This is a genomic window from Bacillus sp. AFS073361 (assembly GCF_002567005.1).
Classification (GTDB): Bacteria; Bacillota; Bacilli; order Bacillales; family Cytobacillaceae; genus Neobacillus.
This window is the reverse complement of record NZ_NUZU01000015.1, coordinates 85,536-109,077: the sequence shown is the minus strand read 5'-3', so window position 1 is coordinate 109,077 and position 23,542 is coordinate 85,536. Positions and strand designations below refer to the sequence as shown.

Annotated in this window: 21 protein-coding genes and 1 riboswitch; of the genes, 3 read left to right on the top strand and 18 right to left on the bottom strand. The window is 37.5% G+C overall.

Annotated features, from left to right (window positions below):
- Window positions 1-17: 17 nt before the first annotated feature.
- The 12 genes from COJ96_RS10310 to mgrA all read right to left on the bottom strand — a co-directional run bounded on the left by COJ96_RS10310 (window position 18) and on the right by mgrA (window position 15,714).
- A complete protein-coding gene (locus tag COJ96_RS10310; protein WP_098572856.1) occupies window positions 18-935 on the bottom strand; it encodes a class II fructose-bisphosphate aldolase in 918 nt (305 codons plus the stop codon).
- A 46-nt stretch (window positions 936-981) separates the two neighbouring features.
- Entirely contained in the window at window positions 982-1,641 is a 660-nt protein-coding gene (locus COJ96_RS10305; RefSeq protein ID WP_098572855.1) for an aspartate/glutamate racemase family protein, read from the bottom strand.
- A gap of 78 nt (window positions 1,642-1,719) precedes the next feature.
- Entirely contained in the window at window positions 1,720-3,756 is a 2,037-nt protein-coding gene (locus COJ96_RS10300; protein ID WP_098572854.1) for a YyaL domain-containing protein, read from the bottom strand.
- 5 nt (window positions 3,757-3,761) lie between these two features.
- Window positions 3,762-5,054 (bottom strand): amidohydrolase family protein, encoded by a 1,293-nt coding sequence (locus COJ96_RS10295; RefSeq protein ID WP_098572853.1) that lies wholly within the window; start codon window positions 5,052-5,054, stop codon window positions 3,762-3,764.
- Window positions 5,055-5,165: 111 nt separating this feature from the next.
- Window positions 5,166-6,446 carry an ABC transporter substrate-binding protein gene (locus COJ96_RS10290; protein ID WP_098572852.1) on the bottom strand — a complete coding sequence of 427 codons (1,281 nt, stop codon included), beginning with the start codon at window positions 6,444-6,446 and terminating at the stop codon, window positions 5,166-5,168.
- Between the two features lie 210 nt (window positions 6,447-6,656).
- Window positions 6,657-7,547 (bottom strand): carbohydrate ABC transporter permease, encoded by an 891-nt coding sequence (locus COJ96_RS10285; RefSeq protein WP_098572851.1) that lies wholly within the window; start codon window positions 7,545-7,547, stop codon window positions 6,657-6,659.
- 62 nt (window positions 7,548-7,609) lie between these two features.
- A complete protein-coding gene (locus COJ96_RS10280) occupies window positions 7,610-8,494 on the bottom strand; it encodes a carbohydrate ABC transporter permease (protein WP_098572850.1) in 885 nt (294 codons plus the stop codon).
- Between the two features lie 107 nt (window positions 8,495-8,601).
- Entirely contained in the window at window positions 8,602-9,621 is a 1,020-nt protein-coding gene (locus COJ96_RS10275; RefSeq protein WP_098572849.1) for a LacI family DNA-binding transcriptional regulator, read from the bottom strand.
- Window positions 9,622-9,953: 332 nt separating this feature from the next.
- Entirely contained in the window at window positions 9,954-10,577 is a 624-nt protein-coding gene (locus tag COJ96_RS10270; RefSeq protein WP_098572848.1) for a YesL family protein, read from the bottom strand.
- Between the two features lie 30 nt (window positions 10,578-10,607).
- Window positions 10,608-11,921 (bottom strand): amylo-alpha-1,6-glucosidase, encoded by a 1,314-nt coding sequence (locus tag COJ96_RS10265; RefSeq protein ID WP_098572847.1) that lies wholly within the window; start codon window positions 11,919-11,921, stop codon window positions 10,608-10,610.
- A 137-nt stretch (window positions 11,922-12,058) separates the two neighbouring features.
- Complete coding sequence (locus COJ96_RS10260; RefSeq protein WP_098572846.1) at window positions 12,059-14,509, bottom strand: alpha-mannosidase; 2,451 nt, start codon at window positions 14,507-14,509, stop codon at window positions 12,059-12,061.
- Window positions 14,510-14,721: 212 nt separating this feature from the next.
- Window positions 14,722-15,714, bottom strand: coding sequence for an L-glyceraldehyde 3-phosphate reductase (mgrA, locus tag COJ96_RS10255; protein ID WP_098572845.1), 993 nt, complete (start codon window positions 15,712-15,714; stop codon window positions 14,722-14,724).
- A gap of 155 nt (window positions 15,715-15,869) precedes the next feature.
- Between mgrA and COJ96_RS10250 the strand changes: the two genes are divergently transcribed.
- On the top strand, window positions 15,870-16,931 hold the full coding sequence (locus COJ96_RS10250; protein WP_098572844.1) for a lactonase family protein: 1,062 nt from the start codon (window positions 15,870-15,872) through the stop codon (window positions 16,929-16,931).
- 93 nt (window positions 16,932-17,024) lie between these two features.
- On the opposite strand, the gene COJ96_RS10245 is transcribed toward COJ96_RS10250, so the two are convergent.
- Window positions 17,025-17,174 carry an anti-repressor SinI family protein gene (locus COJ96_RS10245; RefSeq protein WP_257148481.1) on the bottom strand — a complete coding sequence of 50 codons (150 nt, stop codon included), beginning with the start codon at window positions 17,172-17,174 and terminating at the stop codon, window positions 17,025-17,027.
- 28 nt (window positions 17,175-17,202) lie between these two features.
- Window positions 17,203-17,286, bottom strand: a riboswitch (cyclic di-GMP riboswitch).
- A gap of 549 nt (window positions 17,287-17,835) precedes the next feature.
- Between COJ96_RS10245 and COJ96_RS10235 the strand changes: the two genes are divergently transcribed.
- Window positions 17,836-18,315 (top strand): VanZ family protein, encoded by a 480-nt coding sequence (locus tag COJ96_RS10235; protein ID WP_257148480.1) that lies wholly within the window; start codon window positions 17,836-17,838, stop codon window positions 18,313-18,315.
- A 36-nt stretch (window positions 18,316-18,351) separates the two neighbouring features.
- On the top strand, window positions 18,352-19,056 hold the full coding sequence (locus tag COJ96_RS10230; protein ID WP_098572917.1) for a DUF421 domain-containing protein: 705 nt from the start codon (window positions 18,352-18,354) through the stop codon (window positions 19,054-19,056).
- 47 nt (window positions 19,057-19,103) lie between these two features.
- Here COJ96_RS10230 and COJ96_RS10225 read toward each other — a convergent pair whose 3' ends face one another.
- From COJ96_RS10225 to COJ96_RS10205, 5 genes are read right to left on the bottom strand one after another with little or no spacing between them, the layout of a single operon-like run.
- On the bottom strand, window positions 19,104-20,186 hold the full coding sequence (locus COJ96_RS10225; RefSeq protein ID WP_098572842.1) for a nucleotidyltransferase domain-containing protein: 1,083 nt from the start codon (window positions 20,184-20,186) through the stop codon (window positions 19,104-19,106).
- A 20-nt stretch (window positions 20,187-20,206) separates the two neighbouring features.
- Window positions 20,207-22,015: an ABC transporter ATP-binding protein gene (locus tag COJ96_RS10220; protein WP_257148479.1), complete on the bottom strand. Its 1,809-nt coding sequence runs from the start codon at window positions 22,013-22,015 to the stop codon at window positions 20,207-20,209.
- 19 nt (window positions 22,016-22,034) lie between these two features.
- Window positions 22,035-22,490: a signal peptidase I gene (locus COJ96_RS10215; protein ID WP_098572840.1), complete on the bottom strand. Its 456-nt coding sequence runs from the start codon at window positions 22,488-22,490 to the stop codon at window positions 22,035-22,037.
- Window positions 22,480-22,755 carry a PqqD family protein gene (locus tag COJ96_RS10210; protein ID WP_098572839.1) on the bottom strand — a complete coding sequence of 92 codons (276 nt, stop codon included), beginning with the start codon at window positions 22,753-22,755 and terminating at the stop codon, window positions 22,480-22,482. The genes COJ96_RS10215 and COJ96_RS10210 overlap by 11 nt, the downstream gene beginning before the upstream one ends.
- The gene (locus COJ96_RS10205) at window positions 22,752-23,537 is read right to left on the bottom strand and encodes a hypothetical protein (RefSeq protein ID WP_098572838.1); all 786 of its coding nucleotides are present in this window, start codon (window positions 23,535-23,537) and stop codon (window positions 22,752-22,754) included. Before COJ96_RS10205 ends, COJ96_RS10210 begins: the two co-directional genes overlap by 4 nt.
- Window positions 23,538-23,542: the final 5 nt, after the last annotated feature.

Sequence of the window (23,542 nt, the reverse complement as noted above, 5' to 3'; positions counted from 1 at the left end):
CCCTTATTCTCGTTGTTCTATTGGTTGAATTGACTTGCTTTGTTATCACTTAATAGAAATTGTGTGATTTTCTCCGTAACGGTTTCTCCAACCGCTGCCTGGCCTACTTGTAAAATCTCAACTGGTAAATGATTACACTCTTCATTTGTCAATCTTTCTTCACGTCCAATCGCTTTTAAGAAAGAAAGTTCGAGATCGGTGGCAATATTTACTTTACTTACCCCGCCATTTGGCAATTGAAATGCCTTTTGCATCATTTCACTAGGTACACCTGATCCTCCGTGAAGCACGAGATGTACAGGAGTTAATTCTCGAATAGCGCTTAACCGTTCGAAATCAACCTTTGGTTCACGAACCATATACACACCATGTGCAGTTCCGCATGATACAGCTAATGCATCAACACCTGTCTGCTTAACAAATTCAGCCGCTTCAACCGGGTCCGTATATAATTCTTCATCATGATCGGTTTCGATAAAATCAGTGGTTCCAATCATTCCAAGTTCTGCCTCCACAGAAACTCCTTTGGCGTGTGCATATTCGACGACTTCCTTTGTAATTTTTACATTTTCCGCAAATGGTTTTTCTGAAGCATCAATCATTACTGATGTGAAGCCAGCAGCAATGGCATCTTTAATTACTTGTATGTCTTTTGTATGGTCAAGATGCAAAACTACTGGGACAGTAATTGCTAACTTTTCAAGCTGTAAATAAAACTCATCTGCAAATTCAAACGGAGTAATTCCGTAACGTTCTAATTCTTTTTGTGAAATTTGAACAATCAGCGGGGATGCTGAATTTTGACCCGCTAGTAGAACTGGTGCAATCATGAGTGTATAGCGCGGTGAAAAGGATCCTGTTGCATAGTGAAATTTTTCTGCCATTTCAAGTGCTTTCGTTAACGGGAGGACATTTGTTGGTTTTAATTGATTCATTCGTCGTCATTCCTTCTATTATGTATTTGTAGTGGTTTATTCGTTTTTATTTTTGAAGTGTTCGCTTAACTGCATCCATTCCCAATTCAGGACTTGTTACAAAGAGACTTTGCTCTTCCTCTGTAAAATTGGACACGACCCTTGCCATCGATGCTTGAGCTAATACAACAATATCGACTTTTTTAGCCAGCTCCCTTAAGGCAATTGCTAGATCTAAATCATGTCCTTCCTTATCATTAGCCATTAATTTCTGATAGGCAGATGCCACGAGGATTGGCTCAATTACAACTGCTTTCCCTTTTTCACTGGCTTTTTGTTTTAACAACTCTAAGGTTGGCTTTAGTGTCGTTTCCAATGTAGCTGCTACCCCGATTTTTTCAGCTGAATGAATTGCGAATTCTGCCATCGCATCATCAATCCGAACAATAGGAGTAGATACTTTTGGTTGTGTAAAAGAAACAAGTTCTCCAATCGAAGAGCATGCATTTAAAATACAATCCGCCCCCTGCTGCTCCGCAATCTTTGCATAACTTTCCCAGCGTTGGGCGATTTCCTGTATTTTTCCGCCATTCTTGCTTAACTGCGGCAGGATAGAGTCATCCACCAAATTAATAATCTCGCAATCTCCAATCATCTTGGCAGCTAACTCTTTCAAAGGCTCGATCGTAACAGGAGTCGTGTGAATAATCGCAAGTTTTTTTTTCATACCAAGTTTCCTCCATTTAAATAGTAATAACAAAATTAACCATCATGGGAAGCCAAGATGGTTAATGGAATTTTCAGATTAAGACAGTTGTAATGAGTGGTTAAAAGGTAAGGCTTCCTGGGTGGCATATAACACAAGACCTACACACCAAGAATGTGATAATGTCAGCATCATTCCCTTTGGCTGAAAACAATTCGTATTATAAAAACGCTCGGTTACCATTCCTTTGTAAGCATTAAAATCGCCATCTTTCCTTGCAATAAACTGCAGGAAACATGCAATATGATCCCTTGTCCGGTCTAAGTAATAGGAATCATCTGTGTACCTCCATAAACGAAGCATCTCAGGAACACAGAATAGCCCATAATTATGTAAATGCTGATTAGAAGGTGATGCCTGGTCCGCACCACGTGAACGAAAATCATATTGATGCAGAAATGTTTGCTCTGGAAAGGCAAGGTTGTAAGTCCATCGGAAGGTCATTAACCAATCAGCCGCATGTTTGGCAAGCTTTAACCATTTATCGTTTTTGTCATTTTCATAGAGTAGTACATAGGCAACCACTGCATTATAAGCATCTTCAGAAGTTGGAGTTAAATGAACATCCTCTGGTGCCCCGTAAATGTATTCGTCCAGTACGAAATGTTCATAATAATGCCCCGCCTTTACTGCCGCAAGGCGATACTCTTCTTTTTCAAAGAAGTTGCTTCCTTCAAGGAGTGAAGCGATCCATAAAATTCCTCCTGCCCCGTCCCATTCTTCGACATCACCTGTTTCAAAATGGTAATAAGACCCGAAATTTCCATCAGATCGTTGATTCTTTACAGCGAAGTCTAAGTTGGATTGGACTGCTTTTTCCCAATCTGGATGACTTACCCCTGCTTCCTTTTCAAAGGCTAAGGCACGCACCAAAAACAATGTGGCTTCAGAGATTGTTCTTGCCTGCAGCCAGGTATTCTTGGGATTCCAGCCAGTTCCCCAGCCCTTGCCAAGTACCCATGATGCCCAGAATGTTCCACTCGGAGCAAGCGCCGAAGCAATATTGTTCATTACATCAATGGCAGCATCAACATATGGTTGATGACCATTCTTTCTGCCATAGGTAAGCAGGGCGTATGAATATGGCGCACCGCTGACCCATCCCACATGCATATGGGGACGATCTCCCATTCCTTTTACATTATTATTAAACTCACGGTCAAACGCAGCCGTTTCGGCTAAAATACTATGTTCTGGCATATAGTGCCAACGATATAAACCATGGGCAGTTAATTCTGATGCCTCCTCAAGACCCATCCAAGGATTTAAAGCGTACTCTTGTTGGTGCTGCCTGTACATTTCACGGACGAATGGATCATATGAATGTAAATCAGATGAGGCGGTATAGATTTTAAACTGTAAATGAACGGTTTCCCCTGGCTTAAATGTGTACAAGGAAATGTCCTTTGGCTGTGGAATCGGTTCACCAACAAATGTGACTGGTTCTTCTTTATATGGAAAATTAACCCAAACCGATGTAGTAGAGTCATTTCCTCTGAATCCTAGGCTAGTTAACCCTACTTCACTCATTTCATCGACACAAAGTGCACCGCACATTTCATCATTCCAGGCAAAAACAGCCGGCAGTGCGGCACGGTCTGAACGAAATGACCAATGATCCGATACCATCTCCTCATGATTGCCATCCCGGTAATCATATCTTGGATATTTCCTGGTATTATGCTCGAAGCGATTTTCTTTATAAAAAGCGCCAGGAATCATCCAAGTCGGCTTCCCGCTGCCTGCTAAATTGCCATTAACCTGTAACCCGTAATTACCGGATGTTTCTTTTTTATAGGTTACCTTTAGATTCACTTGAATAAAGCCACATCCAGATTGAGCATTCTTCCATTCCGATTCAACAGAGATGTACTCTCCATGACCCGAAATGTGGTAGCCCCCAACAATTTCTTCAACATGGTCGATTTGAATGTTTTCAATCGTCTTTTCTTCATCATATATATCAAGAAGGGAGTCAAATTGAAGGTATGCATTTCCGCTTTTCCGTTCCGAAGTATAGACCTGTATTTCGGTTTGTTTCTTCCCGTTTTCAAGTATGTTAATAAATGTCCCCACTGAAATCACACCTTTAGTTTGTAAAGTTCAATCAAATTCTCTCTAAAAATTCTTCTGGCAAATTCAACTGCTTCTTTTTCTGTTAAAAGTTGATCCTGCACTTTTTCTACTAAGACATCGCCCACAATTTTGCGTGCTAGCTTTTGATGTGCATATGTTCCTTCAACGAAGTTGTAATCTCCGCCAAAACCAAAGATCTTATTTTGCGGAACCATCTCAATCATTTGGTGCAGGATTTGCTTGGCTATCGTTGGAGAGATGGCATACACCCAGGTAAAATCCGCATACACATTCGGATAATTTTTTACAATACTCAGATATTCCTGATGGTATGGAAGCCCGCAATGTAATAGCACAAAATTTGCTTCCGGATAGGCTGCCAATAGCGGAATGAGATCCGTTACCTTCGAGTTGGTAATAATATTGCCATTGCCCGAAACACTGGTTTCATGGTGCCCTGTATGAATTTGAATTGGTAATTCATAGTTGATGGAGCATTGGATAACGTGATGAATTAAGTAATCTTGTAAAATGACCGATTCTTTTTGCGACATAGGTTCATCTATAATAGAAGAAAGCAGGGTGTTAAAGCATCGTTCTGCCTCATGGAAGGTTGGCTTTAGCGTCTTCAGCGTCCTCCAATAGGCATGACCTAACTTAACAGCAACCATTCCTTCATTCACAAATTTATTTAATAAGGCATCCACAGCATGAAGATAATCTTGGAATGTCTGAACGTGCTTTCCAGTCTGTCTTTCAATAACCTGTACATCCTTAATGGTTCGGAGTTTAAAGGCAAAATCTAAAAACATGACAGGTCGAAAAAGGGAAAAATCAACATTGGTCGTAAAAGGCAAAGTAATAGCTAAATCAATTCCCGATTTTTCATTCAAAACTTTCCTATACCAGGTTTCATCATTTGTAGCTGCTAATACTTTTTCATTTAAAGCTAATATTCCATTTACAGACCAGTCATCCATACCAAATAAATCGTGGACTGCTGTTTTTAATAACCGTGCATAGGTTGTATTTTGCGTTTTGTGATAATACAACAAGAATTGTTCCGCTTTCTCTTCTGCAGTTAATGGTGAATTTACGTTTAACAAGCCTCGTTTCATTCCTGCAGTGATCAAGTCTGATTCTAAATAATGAAGCAGACCAAAGAAATCTACTTTATTTTTCTTTCGAATTTCCATCGGATCAATATGTTCATGTCCATCGATGATGCGAATTTTATTTATTTCCTCATGTATACTGCTCACAGGTGCTGCTCCTTCCAAAAGTAAAGGATGACTCAAAAGAATACGCCCCCCTCCTTAAAACCGCTCCATATCGTTTTTTCAAACAACTTAGTGCGGCAGGGGGCTGCCATTTCATTTTTAAGTCATCCTCTGCTTAACAACAAACTATTAATCTACCTTAAGTTCTGGGAATGTGTTCTTAACTTCTTTCTTGAATTTCTTAATGACACTATCAATTTTTTCATTATTTTTTATTCCTTGGCCAGCTACTTTTCTCCATTTACTTAACACTTCTTCACCATATTTATCGGACTTATAGTCAGGAATATCTTTAACAGTATCGTAATATGGTTTTAATACATTTTGATCGCCAAACATTGGAGATTTATAAGTATCCAAGTTGTCTTCATATACTGATAATAATCCAGGCATATTTCCTGTAACTTCTAGATTATGCTGCTGCCATTCTTTGCTGGCAATAAACTCAATAAACTTATAAGCTAACTCTTTGTTCGGTGATTTTTCATAAATAGATCGGTAGGTTCCACCCATGTAAAACCCTTTTGGAGTTCTTGCAACACCATATTTATTTACTGCCTTATCATTTTTGTTATCGACCATGAAGCTTGCCCATGCTGGCATTGCAGTTAACACAACACTTCCGTCATTAATGGCATTACCCCAGCCTGCAGAGAAGAATTCTAATTTTGCATCTACATCATTATTAAAAATCTCTTTTTGTAATTCATAATTTTTCTTCCAAGCAGAATCAATCGTTAATTTTCCATCTTTCACCCATGGCTTAGTATTATAAGCTTCGATGTTATAGATATCACCAAAGTGAGATATTAAGTGAACTTTTCCGTTACTGTCTTGATTTACTTTCTTCCCTAACTCAATAATTTTGTCATAGGAATCGACCATTTGACTGATTTTTTCTGGATCATCTGTTCCGAGGTATTTCTTTGCATTTTCTTTGATATACCAGAAAGCACCTGGTGAAGAGTGATCAGATATCGCTTTTACATCTCCCTTAGAATCTCTTCCTAATGCTTGTACGTATGGTACATAATCTTTTACAAGGTCTTCTGCACCCATGTCTGAAAGGTTTACAGCAAACTTAGAATTGATAAACTTGTCAATATAGCCTCTTTCTAAGTCAAAAATATCTGGGACATCTCTGCCTGATTGTAGGACGTTTAATAGTTTCGTTTGGTATTGATCCCCAGGGAAGATTTTTACTTCAACATCAGCATCCGGGTATTTCTTCTCAAATTCTTTGGCCATATCTTCGACTTGACCAAAGAATGTCCAAATGGTTAATTTACCTTCCACTTTATTATTATCTTTATTCATACTGCCTGACGCAGTCTCCTCACTTTTCGAACAGCCAGCAAATAATGCTAGAACAAGAACAGAAGCAAATAAGATAGAAAGCCACTTTTTCATATAGATTTACAGCTCCTTTTTTTGATATAATGAAGGTCTAATATTTTTCTTATCGTCTTCATTAGGTGGCTAAGACCGTCAATTCTTTTACACCTATGAAAGATGGATAAGGTAAGCATTTCTTCAGTGGAGGAGTTCCACTCTTTCACTGAAGGATGTACTTGCACTGAGGTCTTTTTTCTACAACACCTCCAACAAGATTAAAGATCATTATCCTTTTAGTGCCCCCGCAGTAACACCACTAATAATCTTCTTAGAAACGATAGAGAAAAAGATTAAGATTGGTATAACTGAAATGACAATTCCTACATACATCGCTCCAAAGTCTGTTGAAAATTGAGACTTTACACTGGCTATCATTACAGGTAAGGTCTGCAGCTCATTATCAAAAAGAATAATCATTGGTGTTAAGAAATCATTCCACTTTCCAATAAAAGAAAAGATTCCTAGTGTTGCTACAGCCGGCATTAGCAATGGAAGGACTAACCGGTGGAATATTTTTATTTCACCACACCCATCAATTCTGCCTGATTCGAGAATTTCTGTCGGAATACTTGAATCACACATTTGTTTCATGAAGAAGATCCCAAATGCGTTTGAAATGGATGGAAGGATAAGCGGCCAATACGTATTTAACATATGGAATGAATCCATAAGTTTAAAAAAGCCGATAATTCCTAATTGACCCGGAATCATCATCGTCCCTAGTACAGCAAGAAACAGAATATTTTTTCCTTTATAATCAAATTTTGAAAATCCATAACCAGCTAGAGCCGAGAAGTATAAATTTAGTGCTGTTGAAGTAATCGTTATAAACAGCGTATTAGCAAAACCTCTCCAAATCGGCACCGTATCAATCAAACGATGATAGTTTTCTAGAAACTCAGAACCAGGAAGAAGAAGCAGTTTCCTAGCAATATCTGAATTCGCGTGGGTTGAAGTGACCATCATACTATAAAAGGGTACCAGACATGTGAATGCGACTAGCAGCAATAAGAAATACACAGCGAATTTGCCTAAATATTTACTAATGTTTCTCTCTTTTTTCGTTTTAACTTCATTAATTGTAACGTTATCAGCAATGCCATTGTTAGCTATCATAAAGGGATCTCCTTTCCAATTCCTCGCCGAAGTGCTCCTGTTTTTCTTCTACTTGTCTTATTTTACTGTTCAACTTTGTTCATTTTTGAAAACTTAATCGAAATCAATGAGAAGATTAAGATGATAACAAAAATAGCATATGCGATGGCGGCTCCATAACTATAATCGAAGTTTTTGAACGCTGTTTGATATAAGTACATAACCATTGTCAGCGTAGAGTTATCAGGACCATTTCCTAACATTAATGGGGCGTCAAACAATTGCAAACCACCGATAATGGAGGTGATAAAGGTAAATAACAGGACCGGTTTTAATAATGGCAGGGTAATCTTTGTAGCGATTGTAAATTTCGATGCTCCATCTACCTCAGCAGCTTCATATAATTCCTCTGGTATCGATTGAAGACCTGCGATAAAAACTAACATGTTGAAGCCAAAGTACTGCCACATAATAACTCCCGCGACAATAATTCTGGATAGCCAGGGACTATTAAACCAGTTTACTGGGTCATCGATGAGTCCAATACTCATTAAAAGTTTATTTACACTCCCTGTTTGCCAATCGAACATTAAACTAAACAACACTCCGAGTGTTACCGGTGTGATGATATTTGGAAAATAGTAAACCGCTCGAAAGAAATGCTTTCCTTTAATGAATTTCTCATTAAGAATCATTGCTAAGGCTAAGGCTAGAATCAATTGCGGAATAATGGATAGTATCCAAATGATTAACGTATTCCCAATCGCCTTATAAAAGAAAGTATCATGGATTAAGCGTGAATAATTCGCCAATCCAACGAATACAGGATCGGAGAAACCATCCCACTTCGTAAAACTTAGATAAAGAGAGTAAATGATTGGTGCTAAGCCAAAAATAAAAAATGAAACGAAAAACGGAACTACAAAATAAAAACCATATTTGGATTTGTTTATAGATGATTTCCTCATTTTTTCACAGCCTTTTAAACTTTTTTGTGCCTCCAATGTTTGTCCGTATGTACCAATCCATTAATCTAGTTTCACACTATATCGATGGATTGCCTTTTCAGTAACTTTTATCTCATAACCGGATTTGATATTTTCCTGCATGAATCACGGATAATCAGTTCTGGTTTTAACAAATGGCGTTCTGAGATGTATTCCTCAGAATTTCCCATGCGCTTAAATAATTCAGACGCTGCTTTTTTCCCCATTTCCAAGAACGGCTGTTTTACAGTTGTTAATGGCGGGTAAGTCCAGCTTGCCAGTGTGATATCGTCAAATCCTGTAATCGATAGATCTGCCGGAACATTATAGCCTCGTTCCTGTACTGCCCTTAGGGCCCCAATGGCCGTTTCATCATTTGAAGCTAAAACAGCTGTGAAATCACCTATCGTTAATAAATGATTCATAGCATTATATCCGTCCTCATTAGACCAATCTGTTGGAACCACCCAATTAGGATTAACAGTTAATCCTAAGTGTTCCATCGTTTCAAGGTATCCGGCTAAGCGGCACTCCGTTGCAGCTGCGTCTTTTGGCCCTGAAATATAAGCTATTTTTTGATGGCCAATTCGATGGAGATAACGCACAAGCTCTGAAATACCATAGTAATTATCAACATCCACCGAAACCAAATCCTTCACTCCGGCCGTATCACCAAAAACAACAACAGGAATCCCTGCGTTTGCTATTTCCAAAAGATCTTTAACATCTCTTTTCATAAAACTAATTAAGATGATCCCATCTACGTGCCCCTCAAAAACTAAGTTTTGAAAATATGACTCTGTGTATTTATTGGAGGTCATACTGTAGAACACACAATTAAAACCATTTTCCTTTGCAACTTCTTCAATCCCCTTAAAAATGGATGAATAAAACATATTGGCAATACTATCAACCACAATTCCTATGGTTTGTGTCTTATTGACAACCAATCTTCTGGCATTTTCATTGCGGTGGTAGTTTAATTCCTTAATCGCTTTTTTTAACGCTTCTTCTGTTTCTTTTTTTATTGGCAGACCATTTAGATAACGGGATACCGTACTCTTCGATGTATTAGCTAGTTTAGCAACATCTATAATTGTTGGATTCACTATATTGGCCTCCTTTCTATAAGTTTTGTCTCTTTATTATGTAGGAACGTTCCCACAAAAGACCAAACCAAATGTTGTTCTTTGAGAAACTAAATTAACTGACTATTACTAATAATATAAAAACAGGAACCGTTTACATTACGCATAAAAAAAATATGATAGTTAGATCATGGCTAGTAAAAGGCTTGTTACTAGTAACTTGATACCCTAAAATGGGAACGTTCCCATTTTAGGGTAAGGAATTTATTAATTAATTTAATTTTAATGCCTATCACTATTATTGTCAAACAATTCTTTTTTATTATGATAGAAAGCAAGTTAACTCGAAAAACTCATCCTTTTTTGGCCGCCTGTGTTCTAGTAATCGTCAAGTAAACATACCACATCCAAATATAACTAATAACACTTCCGCTAAAGATGAGAAAAAGTGAAGGTACTTTCAATAGCAAGTAATAGATTACACAAGAAATAATAAAAATACCCGCTGTCCTTAGTGGAGAAGCAACACTATATAAAAAGCTATATTTTACGTAGTCAAAAAAACGATAGTGAAAATGAACAAAAATAGGGAAAAAATAAATGGCAGTAGTGATAAAAAAATATGAGATAAAGATCGTTACTATTTTCAATAGTGAGCTGCCAACTGAGTCTCCCATGGTAAAGAAGTGGAAGTCAACATATAATAACCATCCCATCGCAACGAAAATTAATCCAAGTCCATTTACCTTTACAAATTCGGTTTTATACGTCTGCCAGAATGTTTTAAAAACAGGTGCATCCTCAGCTCCCATTACCCATTTTCTAACCACAGAAAACATGGCTGCTGTTGAAGGAAAGATACCAAAAATCCCTAGCCCGACTATTGTGAACAAAATCCACAACAATTGCAGATAGGCAAATTGCATCACGAGTTCCGTAATCCGATAGATAAAACCTTTTATGCCCTTAGTATTCATTCATAATCATCCTTTAATATATAAGAAAATTTAATAGGATACCCATTGGTGTTCACTATTAAAAATATTTACCTTCTGATTTCTAACAGCATTCTCTGCAAACAGATACATGGCTGCCGACCATGATTGACCTGCATATCCCATCGGTCTTCCTGATTGGCCATGGAACCATTCGTTAAATTCCCACTCATTTTTCTTACCTGCTTTATTCATGCTTGCTAATTTCTCTAATTGATAGTTTGCTTCATCAAACCTTTTGGCCTGAATTAACGCGGTAACATAGAATCCCCCAATAAACGGCCATGCACCTCCATTATGGTAATGATGAGGCAAATTAAGATTCCGAACGCGATAATAATCCCGCCAATCCTTTTCCCCCTCGCGAATAGCTGGATACAAGGCCTGAACTGGATAAGGCTCATTGATGCCGCAGCCATGAATATAATCCAATATTTTATTTGCTTGTGTTTCATCCGCAATTCCAAAGACGATTGCCAGCAGGTTGGCAAGTGTATCAAATCGGTCCGCATAATCGCGGAACCCCATATACGGTAAATAAAATGGTCTTTCTACCAATTCCGTTTCGACCCGCTTAATTGGATAAATCCATTCTTTTCGCTCAGCTTTTACCCAGTCCATCTTTTCCTGATTATCCGGAGTAATCCACAGAAGAATATTAATTTTTTTCTTAACATCAGCTGCATTTTCATAATAATAGCTCGAAGGGATGTTTAACGCATCAGCCATATGTCCCATACACTTCCAGGCCGCTGCATATAAAACATTATCGAAAAGAACATTATAGCGGTTGGCAAACAAATCAGCCCAGTCCATTGCCTCATGAACCTCTAATAACCCACACTCATTCGAATCTTGATATCGAAGCCAAAGCAGTGCCTTTTCTAAATTCCCCCACCATTTTCGTAAAAATTCTTGATCGTTCATTTCCTGGTAATACGCATAATGACCAATAATATACCAAATATTCCCGTCTACACAACCCGCGTGGATAGAATCTTCCACTGCTTGTCCACTTTCACCTTCAACACCAAGTTTTCCACCATGTGCAATTAATGCGGGATCTAATACATTTGGAAAACCAACATTATGAGGAATCTTTCCCAGTTCACTTTGAAACTGTCCTAATGTCTCCAATGACCTGCGATGAATCGTTGGCCCCTCCTCACTGCTGCAGGCTAAAAGACCCAGTCCGCAAATCATACTGTCTCTTGCCCAAACTTGCTGGTAAGCAGTACTTGATCCCAGTAAACCAAGTTCTCCCCCGTTTTGCAACAAAATTTTTTCTGCCTTTTCTCTGCCCTTTTCAACTATTCTAGCATCCATCAAACTGCTTCCCCCAGTCAATTTATTATAGATGGATAAATCCATGTTCTTATTACTAAATGATTTTTTTCAAAAATTAATTATTCCACTTCCTGTGGCGCAGCAATCATGTAAACGGTGAATTATTTCGCTGCGCTTCATACGGTAACCAGTGCCTGATTGAGATTTTCAATTAGATTGGTTTCATAAATAGGCTCTTTCTGATTTTTCGGAATGCATAATGTTTTGATTTCCATTGGTCCAAAATGCAGTTCCATAGCTCTTCCCCAATTTTTCAATTCGACTTTTGCGACCGTTTCTGCGTTATTCGTTTCAACTAAACGAATAATCAAGTCATCATGATTCTCCGCTTTCTTTAAAGCAGAAAGAATAATATTTGGTTGATCTATCGAAATAAATGAATCTTCTTGCGCTAGTGAACCCTTATGATACGTTTCAACAATCAGTTGTGGTTTTTGATTTAATTCTAGTGCATGCTTTACCGTTTCAGCCTCTTCCCAGCTGTTTTCATGTGGTAACAATTGATAAGTAAACGTTTGAATCCCTTGATCAATAATCGGGTAATCCTCGTCCAAGTCAGGGATGAACGGAGCATGGTGCGCATAGATTGTGCTTCTTAGAACCGTTAAGTTAACTGTATTCCCTTTGACATCGACGCCATATTTTCCATCATTAAGAATACTTAGACCGTAAATCTCTTCCCTTTGCTTACTAATTGTACCTGTTACATCAACCCAGTTTTGCATCGGTTTTTCGTTCCCATCCGACTCACGACTAGTATGCCCAAATGGAATTTCATAGGTAGTATTCCGCTGATTAAAGCTTACAGGAAACTTGATTTTTAAAGTTTGATAGCTTTCTTGCCAGTTTACTTTCACTTTGACTTCTATCTTATTGGATTGCTTATACATAATAAAATCTTGAACAATTGTTGAAGATTGAAACTTTGATGTTACCCGGATAACCCCTCTTACTGGTCCTTCTTCAAGCTTCTTAATTCTTACCGGCTTGAATACCCCTGATATTTCATCAAAGCGTAACGTCCCATGTCCCCATGTATCAAAAGTGTCATTTAAGACAACGGGAATAGCTGCGTCATTCTTAAATACCTCAATTTGCTTAACTTTGTCAAATAAGCTGCGAATCCCGCCAGATTCTTGATCAATAACCAGCCTGAAACGATCGTTTTCCATTTCATTTTCGCTAACTTTTACAGTTTCAAACTCTTTAGCTGGCGTAAGTGCACGAAGTTTATATGTGCTATATCCTAATGGAGGCAGTTCTGCCAAGAATACAACTCTTTTTCGATTTGGAATCTTTGCGATTGGATCAACGATTTGGTATGGTATTTCATTCCCGTTTACATCTTCGATAATGAACTCTTCTGGGAGCAGATAGTTAACAAATAACCCATCTTCAATTTCAACATTCACCCTTACTGGCCAAGAATGCGGATTGAAGATAACCATTGGCTTCATTCCTTTTTCTTCTTCAATATTAATATTCCAACTTAAGGATTGTAGAGCGTAATTCATATTTCTTGAGGAGATACTAATAGACTCCCCATACAAATCTCTTGCATCATGATAAGCAGATTCAATGCTTGTTCCCGCTAAAATATCATGAAACTGATTAAATAAAATCCCTTTCCAAGCCTGGTTTATGTCTGGAGGGTAGACTTGTCCCGTTGTCCAATTCGCAATCGAAGAGAATTTTTCTGCCATTAATGTGAGATTTTCAGAATAACGGTTTAGCTTCTTCACTTCCGAATGAACTGAATAACAACCAACGGCATGGTGGAGCAGATCATCATGAACAACAGGCAGTGTGTCCTTAAGGCTTTCCACATGTTCGAAAAAGTCATTGGGTGAACTAAAGATAAGATTGGTATCATCCATCGTTCCATTTAATTTTTCAATAATTTCTATGTTTTCTTTGGTTGGTCCCCCCCCATGATTGCCTACACCATAAAAACACATTAATTGATTAAACGAATGTTTAAGCTCGTTCTTACAATGCATAATATGGTTTTCGAGATGTTCAAAGGTACAATATTCAAAAGGAATCCGAAAGGCTTTTACTCGGGAACCGTCCTTAGATTCCCACAAAAACAAACGGCTTGGAAGTCCTTTTTCCTCAGGGCCGGGTCTCATAAATACATAGGAATCCATCCCGGATTTCTTTAATATTTGCGGCAGCATACCATTATGACCAAAGCTGTCAACATTGTAGCCAACCTTTGCTGTCACGCCGAACTTTTCTTTAAAATAATTTTGACCAATCAATCCTTGGCGGACAAATGATTCGCCACTTGGAATATTGCAATCGGGCTGTATCCACCACCCCCCACAAATAACCCATCTGCCTTCTTGTATTCTTTCCTTGATTTCTTCAAACATCTTCGAATCGTTTTTTTCAATCCATTCATAATAAGCCGCAGAACTGGACGTGAATATAAAATTCTCATATTCTTTTAAACGATCTAATGCAGACCGAAAAGTTGCTTTCACTTCTTGAAAGCCTTCCTGCCAGCGCCAAAGCCAAACCGGATCAAGGTGTGCATTTCCAATCATAAACATATTCTTCATGTAGATTTTCCTCCTGATTGATTGATAATCCTAGTTAGATTACTATTCTTTTCAGTTTTAACTGCCTCTAGTAATCGTAAAAATACCGCTTTCATAAATATTGTTTACGATTGGAATTATTATAGCATCTTAACATTAGTTTGTGTATTCGATAAACTAAGCAAGTGAGTTAATCACCTAAAAAAAGGATGAGCAATAGCCCATCCATCCTCTTAGTGATTAAGAATATCCTCTATCCTTGCTAATTCTTCCTCTGAAAAATCAAGGTTATTTAATGCAGCAACGTTTTCCTCAATTTGACTCACTCTGCTTGCTCCTATTAAGACAGAAGTAACTTTTTCTCCGCGTAAAACCCAAGCAAGCGCCATTTGTGAAAGACTCTGACCACGCTCTGTTGCAATTTCGTTTAATTTTTGAACACGATTCAATACTTCTGAAGTTACATGCTCCTCACGTAAGAACCCTGTAGAGCTTGCTGCACGAGAATCGGCTGGAATCCCTTTTAGGTATTTATTTGTTAATAAACCTTGCGCTAACGGACTAAAAGCGATTGAACCTACCCCGTTTTCCTGAAGCACATCCTGTAAGCCATCCTCTATCCAGCGGTTAAACATCGAATACTTTGGCTGATGGATTAACAAAGGTGTTCCTAACTGATTTAAGATTTTGATAGCTTCTGACGCTTGTTCAGCACTATAGTTAGAGATTCCAACATATAACGCCTTGCCTTGACGAACAATAGAATCTAATGCCCCCATGGTTTCCTCAAGTGGTGTATTGGGATCTGGACGGTGTGAATAAAAAATATCAACATAATCAAGTCCCATTCGTTTTAGACTTTGATCTAGACTAGATATCAAGTATTTTCTTGAGCCCCAATCCCCGTATGGACCCGGCCACATCGTATAGCCCGCTTTTGAAGATATGATCATTTCATCACGGTATGGAGCAAAGTCTGTTTTTAAGATTCTACCAAACATTTCTTCAGCCGAACCTGGCGGCGGACCATAATTGTTGGCCAAATCAAAATGGGTAATCCCTAAATCAAACGCTCTTTTCAGCATTGCCTGTCCATTTTCATATGTATCCACACCGCCAAAGTTGTGCCAAAGTCCAAGTGAAACGGCCGGTAGTAATAACCCTGAACGGCCACTCCGATTATACTTCATTGATTCATAACGATTTTCTGCAGCTTGGTAAACCATGTGGGGTACCCTCATTTCTATTCGCTTTTTGATAAAACTAACACCCAAACTATACCATATCAAATTAATTTTCAGTTAATTCAGGTTCTATATTTGAGTAATAAATAAAATTTCTGCTAAAATAAACAGACTACATTTTTCGAGGAGCCAAAAAAATGACAAACAACCAAACATTTATCGGTTATATTGGAACATACACCAAGGGCGGCAGCGAAGGAATCTATACGTTTAAACTAAATACGGATAAGAAAAGAATCGAAGATATTCAAGTTGCAGCTGCACAGTTAGAGAATCCAACTTATGTCACGATCAGTAAGGACAATCGATACCTCTATTCTGTGGCTAAAGAAGGAGAAAATGGAGGCGTAGTTGCTTATTCCATAAACAGGGAAGGCGGTTTAACCGAGCTCAATCGTCAGTTACTTCAGGGCTCATCGCCTTGTCATGTGAGTGTTGACAGTAACAACCGTTATGCATTCAGTGCTAATTATCATAAAGGATCGGTAGAATCTTATTTAATTAACCAGGAAGATGGAACGATTCAACCAGCTGCATCGGTTATAAAACACGAAGGTTCTGGTCCAGACCCAAGACAAGAGAAACCGCATACCCATTATGCCGGCATCACCCCTGATGAGAATTATCTAGCAGTGGTTGAATTGGGTATTGATGCTTTAATTACTTATGCAGTCAACAGTGATGGGACACTTTCAAAAGCGCACTTTCTTCCATTAAAGGCTGGAAGCGGACCAAGACATTTAGTTTTCCATCCAAACCAAAAATTTGCATATATCATGACAGAGTTTAGTTCGGAAGTGATTGTTTTATCCTATCATTCGGAAAATGGTCGTTTTACAGAGAAACAATATATTTCTACGCTTCCTGAAGATTTCACCGAGAATAATCAAGGAAGCGCCATTCATATTTCATCTGATGGACAGTTTGTTTACGCGGGTAATCGTGGCCATAACAGTATTGCTGTTTTCCGTGTAGACCAAGAAACGGGAGAGCTTAGCTTTGTTGATCGCACCTCCACTGAAGGGGATTGGCCGAGAGATTTTATGTTCGACCCAACAGAGAAATTCATTGTGGCGTCGAACCAAGAGTCCAGTAACCTCGTCTTGTTTTCGCGTGATGAAAACACAGGAAAACTTGCATTGATTCAGGCTGATATCGAGGTTCCGTATCCGGTTTGTGTGAAGTTTTTAAATTATTAAAATTAAAAAAACAGCTTAACAAATNNATTTGTTAAGCTGTTTTTTTTAATCAATTGAATATTGCGAAAATTAAACACTCAATTACCCCTCTTATTAATTATATTCCGGTTTAATAGTCTTTAATCCAAGGGAGCGATTTAGGAAATCCCTAATTTCATCAATAGAGAGTCCTATCTTTTTAGCTTCATTAATAAGATCTAACCATTCTGTATCAATATCTTGTTCAACGGTTAATGCAGACAAAATTAACCCTCCTAAAATGATTACTATTTTAGGTAACTCAGCCATCCTAGTTAAAAACCTTAGACCTGTAGCTTTGCGTCCCAATCTTTCGAAAGGTTTGCCTTTGTCATTCATAGTATTAAAGTATTAAATTATTATAGAATAAACTAATAGTACTATAGTCTTGATAGAAACTAAATGAAAATATTTCCAAAAATATCGACAGAATTTCGACAAAATTTATATAAACCAATTAATCGTAGTTTAGAAGTTTTAAAACACATTTCTCACATGTTACCTGACCTATTTCAATAAATTTTATTTTTTTAAGGGTCTTCCTATTAATAATCCGATCCTTGTTAAAGACTATACCGCATGCACAATGATAGGAATCCTTCACAATGTGAATCTTGTTTCTTTCTTTTATTAGTGGATATATCATGATTCCCCTTCTTTTCTATTTATTAGTTCCTAAAAAAGAACTTCCTTTGTTCATTATAAAGAAATTGTAGAATTTTGTAAACGGAGAGGAGTTAATTTTACCCAGATAAATTTCATTCACCTATAATACGAAAGTGGTAGATTATTGGATTATTTTAATGTGAATATCCCGGTTTGTTCTTTAAAAGGAACAATGGTAAAATGTAGATTAAGAAATAATAGTTAGTTAGGAGCAAGTATTTTGGACCATCAACCGATACAAGGTAGCTGTAGAATCGATAAGAAAAGAAAGACACAGAAACGATTTCTTTTCATAAAAGTCCTATTGATTATTTTATGGGGCCTATTTTTGTTGGTAAATACCTGGACTGAGAGTATAGAGCGACTAATATATTTACATTCTTTTGGATTAAAGTGGGTTTCAAATCCTGATTTTTTGTCTTTTTTTTATTTTAATGATTTAACTTTGATTCATCCTGAATTTATTAAAATTAAATTAGGACATTTTGTTGGTTTTGCGATCATGGATTTTCTTCTCCTCAATCTAATAAGAAGTCACAAATATTCTATTGGCATATCCATTATTTTTGCGTTTTTTACAGAATTCCTGCAATTGTTTTTTGGTAGAGATGGACGGTTTTACGATTTAGTTATTGACTCATTCGGTATTGTATCGGTATTTTTTATATTAAAATTGCTTAATCGTGACAATAATAAGTAGGACGATTATTGGTAAGGGAGTGACTATTTGCCTTCAATGGATTTTTTGCAAGCTCAGGAAACTCTTAATTTCATGGAGTGGATTTTAAGAGCTGTAATTGGATTCTTCTTTATGCTCATTGTTGCTAAACTAATAGGACAGCGCGCGATTTCTCAATTAAGATTACTTGATTTCGTTATCGCCTTAGTTGTTGGTAATATTATTGCCCATCCATTATCAGATGAGCACCTTGGAATGAAGGGTGCAATGACTACAACCATCGTATTGGTGGTTCTGTATACCGGTGGTTTATTTATCAGTTTAAATTCAACCCGCATAGGAAAGTTTCTAGACCCTGATCCATTTCCTCTTATTAAAGAAGGAGAAATTCTTTATAAAGGGTTAAAGAAAGCAAGAATTTCAATTGATTATTTATTAGCAGAGTTGAGAAAAGAAAAAATTGAGGATGTAAAAAAAGTAGCGTTAGCGTTATGGGAATCGGATGGGAAACTTTCCATTTTCTTAGATCCGCAGTATGAGGCGATTACGCTATCCACCTTCCAGATGACAACGAAGCCTTTTGATCTCCCACAGACCGTTATAAGAGAAGGCAAGATTGTTCATCATACACTAGAAGAAAAAAACAAGGATGAAGGGTGGCTTGTTGATACCCTTATGCAAACACATCAAACAGGGATTCGAAATGTTTTGTTAGCCACAATTGATGGGGAAAACAATTTGAGGGTATTCTTTTATAAATAATTGGATATGAAAGAAACATAAGCCATCTAGTTAGGTAGATGGCTTAATTAATGTGGCAATACCGCCTTTAATAGACTTGTAAGTCTCTTCTTATACAACAAGAGGTACATTTTCTTGCCTTGTGACTGCTCATCTATTTGTGAAGATACTTCATATTTTGATGGCCAAAGCCAGTTTCCGATTTCAATCAATGTATGTTTGACTGTATCATAGCTAAAAAATTGATAATCGAGGAAATCCCAGTACTGCCTAAATCCCTTTAAAGTTTGGGATCCCCTAAGGGTATGATTCACTTTAAATGGGAACATCTTAATTTCGTCTAAGTGTGGAAATTGCTGATAAACGATGGATAAGGTCCTGATGTTCCGCTTTAAGGTTTGGTGAGATTCCGCGAGCTGTATGAAATGGTCAAAATCAATCTCCTTCCTCTCCTTGTCAATGACTTGAATAATATCCATAAAATATTTCATTGAGTCTAAATTATGCCGCCAGCCGTGAAGGCAAATCATATAAAAGGTATGAAGTGGGGAAAGTTCTTTAATATACCCGGATTGGCTCACGGGTACCGACTGCTTCCAAAGATCATTTATATTAAACCTCGAGGTACTTCTTTTCACCAAATCCCAATGTAATTCCACCACTAGCGGCGTGGGCGAACCAGGTAATTTCTTGCTAAAACTACAATGAAAATGACCAGGTATGAACTCTTCTTCCACCGTAAAACCTAATGATTTAACAGATTCAATGGCGATAGTAAGATCCTGAATTCTGACTAATAAATCAATATCAGAGGTAGCCCTTGCCCCGATGTGGCCAAAATATTTCTCAGCAAAATAAACCCCTTTTAGCGCAATAACATCTATCTTTCTCTCCTCAAACAACCTTAATAATTGATCTGTTTGATTTTTAATAAAAAGATTTTGATACAATCCTTTATTATATTCTTCTTGAAGATGAAATTGAAAAAACGCAGGCGTTTGCTCGAGCCTCCCCTGCTGTTTTAATAAAAAATAAACCTGGGAGGCAATACCGTCATCTTCAATATCCTGAAGAACTTGATGATAAAACACTTCATCCTGAGGCAGTGATTTCTTAATATCATATAAAAATCTCACTAACTCTAGACTCACTGGCCTCATCTCCCATCTTATTAGTTTGAAACTAAAGTCAAAGGTGTTTCTTTTTTTGAACTATACGATGTTTCGTTGAGCTTTTGATATAAACCTTTTTGTCCCATTAACTCCTCATGTGTTCCCTGTTGAACCATTTTCCCCTCATTCATCACCATGATTACATCAGCGTTTTGGATGGTCGACAAGCGATGGGCAATAATAATTGTCGTTCTGCCTTTCATCAATTCATCCAGTGCTTCTTTGACGTAATATTCTGTTTCCCCGTCTAAAGCTGAAGTAGCTTCATCTAATAGTAAAATCGGCGAATCTTTTAAAATGGCTCGAGCAATGGCGACTCTTTGTTTTTGGCCTCCTGATAATTTAACTCCATTTTCACCAATTTGGGTTTCGTATCCGTTAGGAAGCGAGAGAATGAAGTCATGAATCTCAGCATTGATTGCCGCTTCCACCATTTCTTTCTCCGTCACATTGGGACGGGCAATCAAAAGGTTATCTCGAACGGTTCCAGCAAATAAGAAGGTTTCTTGTGGGACATGGGCAATCGAACTTCTTAACTCTGAAGCGGAGAACTCTTCTATGGATTTACCAGCAATTTTAATTTCTCCTGATTGCGGCTTATAAAATCCCTGTAATAGATTAAACAGGGTACTCTTCCCCGCTCCACTCGGACCAACTAACGCCACCACTTTCCCAGCAGGAATCTCTAAATGAAAATGTTCCAAAACATTTTTATTTTCCACATAACTAAAGGTCACGTTATGAAACCGAATCGAATGGACTTGGTTCAAGGTGGGCTTAAACGAAGGTAAATCTTGTAGATCAGCTGGTGTTTCAAGGACAGCTAACACCCTTTCAAGTGCGGCAACAGACCGTTGAAAGCCAGCCCATAAACTAGCCATTCCCGTAATTGGATAAAATAAGTGCCCAACTAAGTTTAGAAACGTTAACAATGCTCCAACGGAAAGCATTCCTTTGGAGACAAAAAGGGCTCCGACAGACAGGTTAATCATAAAAGTAATCGAACTTAAAATTTGACCGCCCGAATTATACCAGCTTTGAAGTTTGCCATTTTCAAGCTCTAATTGAAATAATTCCTTATTTTGTCTGACGTACTTTTTATACTGCAGTTTCTCAAGTGTAAAGGAACGAATAACGGTAAAGCCATGAAAAGTCTCATTTAGGAGGCTATTAATATTTCCTACCAACCGGTGGATCAATCTCCCATTTTTCCGAAGTAACAAGCCGAATACAACACCAGATAATGTCGTGATTGGGGCGATGATAAGACTTACTAAACACAGTGTCAAATTAATATTTACCAAATAAACAAATACGACAATATAAATTATTGGCAGCCTAACTAGACTGATAAGATTACTGCCAATCACTCCATCAACACCATGGATATCATTAGAAAAATGGGACATTAATTCACCGGAGCGAATATTGGATGTTTCTGAAGCAGGCAGTCTTAGTACATGGTGAAAAAAATGGTTCTTAATATCCATTTTCACCCCATTCGTCGCAAACAAATTAGCGTAAGTATAACAAACACTTGAGACAATACTCAATATAATAAGTAATCCACCATAGGGTATGAAGGATAAAATCTGTTGATACCCACCATGAATAGCTGCATCAGTAATCTGACCATAGTACCTTGCAAAAGCGATCGTTAAGTAAATATCCAACCCTAATAATAGAAGAATAACAAGATAGGCCTTCCAACGTTTCATGATAAAGGGCAAAACAAAGGAAAAGGCCCTGCGCATATCATTCATGGTAAAATATTGTTTAATTAAAGAATCTATCCGTTCCTTCATCATATGGACACTCCAGATTTTATTAGAATTGTAATTTGAATTTCCTATTTATATATTTTCTAAGCATGCCTGATAAGAAAGGAAAGGTAAGAATCATTTTTCCCCAACAGCGAGCAAGAAAATGTTGCGGGATTATTGTCAGTTGTTTTTTTTGCACACTTGCTAGTTTACCAAGAATAAACTCTTCTCTTATAAGTTGATCGTAACCAAGGTTTGTATCACCTTTAAATAAGAAAAACAGTTGGTTATCTATATTTGTTACGTTCACAAATCGGTGGGCGATTAATTGACCAGTTTGCGAATAAAACAGAATCACATCGCCCTTCTTTAATTGAGAAGATGGACATGGGATAAACCTACAGAGATTACCTTGTTGTATAAATGGATACATACTATTTCCGTGGGCAGGCAATTCCAGCCAGCCGTCCTTTTTGATCGTCCGTTTGAGCAGTGATAAGGTATGATTGTCAATCAACATGTTCAATCAGCCCGCACTGAACGAGATTGGCTAAGAAATCTTCCATGTCCTTTTTTACTTGCAGCTCATTCTCTATTGTTGCGAACTTAGCTAACAAAGATTGCGTTAGGGAATCAACTGTTTGAACCTCAGTTAGCAATGACCAGCAATGTCCACCCTCATCATTTAATTTGGTAATGGTATATTGGTCAGTATTCAGGATAATCCATTCGCCATCTAATTCGGTAGCTTCATAATTTCCTTTTTGAATATATTGAGTTGTCATGATATTAACTCCCAAAATGTATTATTTTTTTGAAAATGAAGTTCATAAACTGGTACGTTCTTTACTAAGTCGGTCATTAACCTCATTATAGTTTTCGTCTCTTCATCACTATAGGGCCAAAAGAAGACTTTATCCATTAAATGCAGTAAAGCATCAGATTTAGCAGACCTAGTTCTCTGATTTTGTAGTGCTTGGTAAAGTAATTGAACGCTAGCTAATTCTACATTCCCCTCAAAATGATCTGCTTGCAGTTCACTTCGGAATGGTGAATTAAACACAGTAACTTTATTTGAGGTAATTTTGACAAGGGTAGCCTCATCCGAAAGAAGAGGTCTTGGATACGACAGTTTGGCTGCTGTTGATTTACCTGCCCCCGATTGACCAGCAAAGATATGGGCCTTACCATTTTCTATTGCACAGGAGGAGTGGATCAACAGTCCCCAATTATGATAAACGATGAAAGCACTATATAAATTTGTTAATGCATGTTTTAAGGCGAAATCATTATAAACAGAAATAGTCGCAGACCTAAACTCAGTATTAACCTCAATTAAGTAATCGGCTCGACGATACTGGATTTGGCTTTCATTCTTGATAATCTCTACTTCGTAATCTTGAAAGGGAACACCATAGCCTTCTTCAATTTTGATGATCAAATCAGGCAGCTCATTTTCAGCACATATGTCGGAGTGAAAATTTTTTTCAAACATATTATTTAATTCTTTAGATTCACAGATTATATGTATATAATGGTCGCCAATTTTTGTTATTAATTTGTTCATTATTG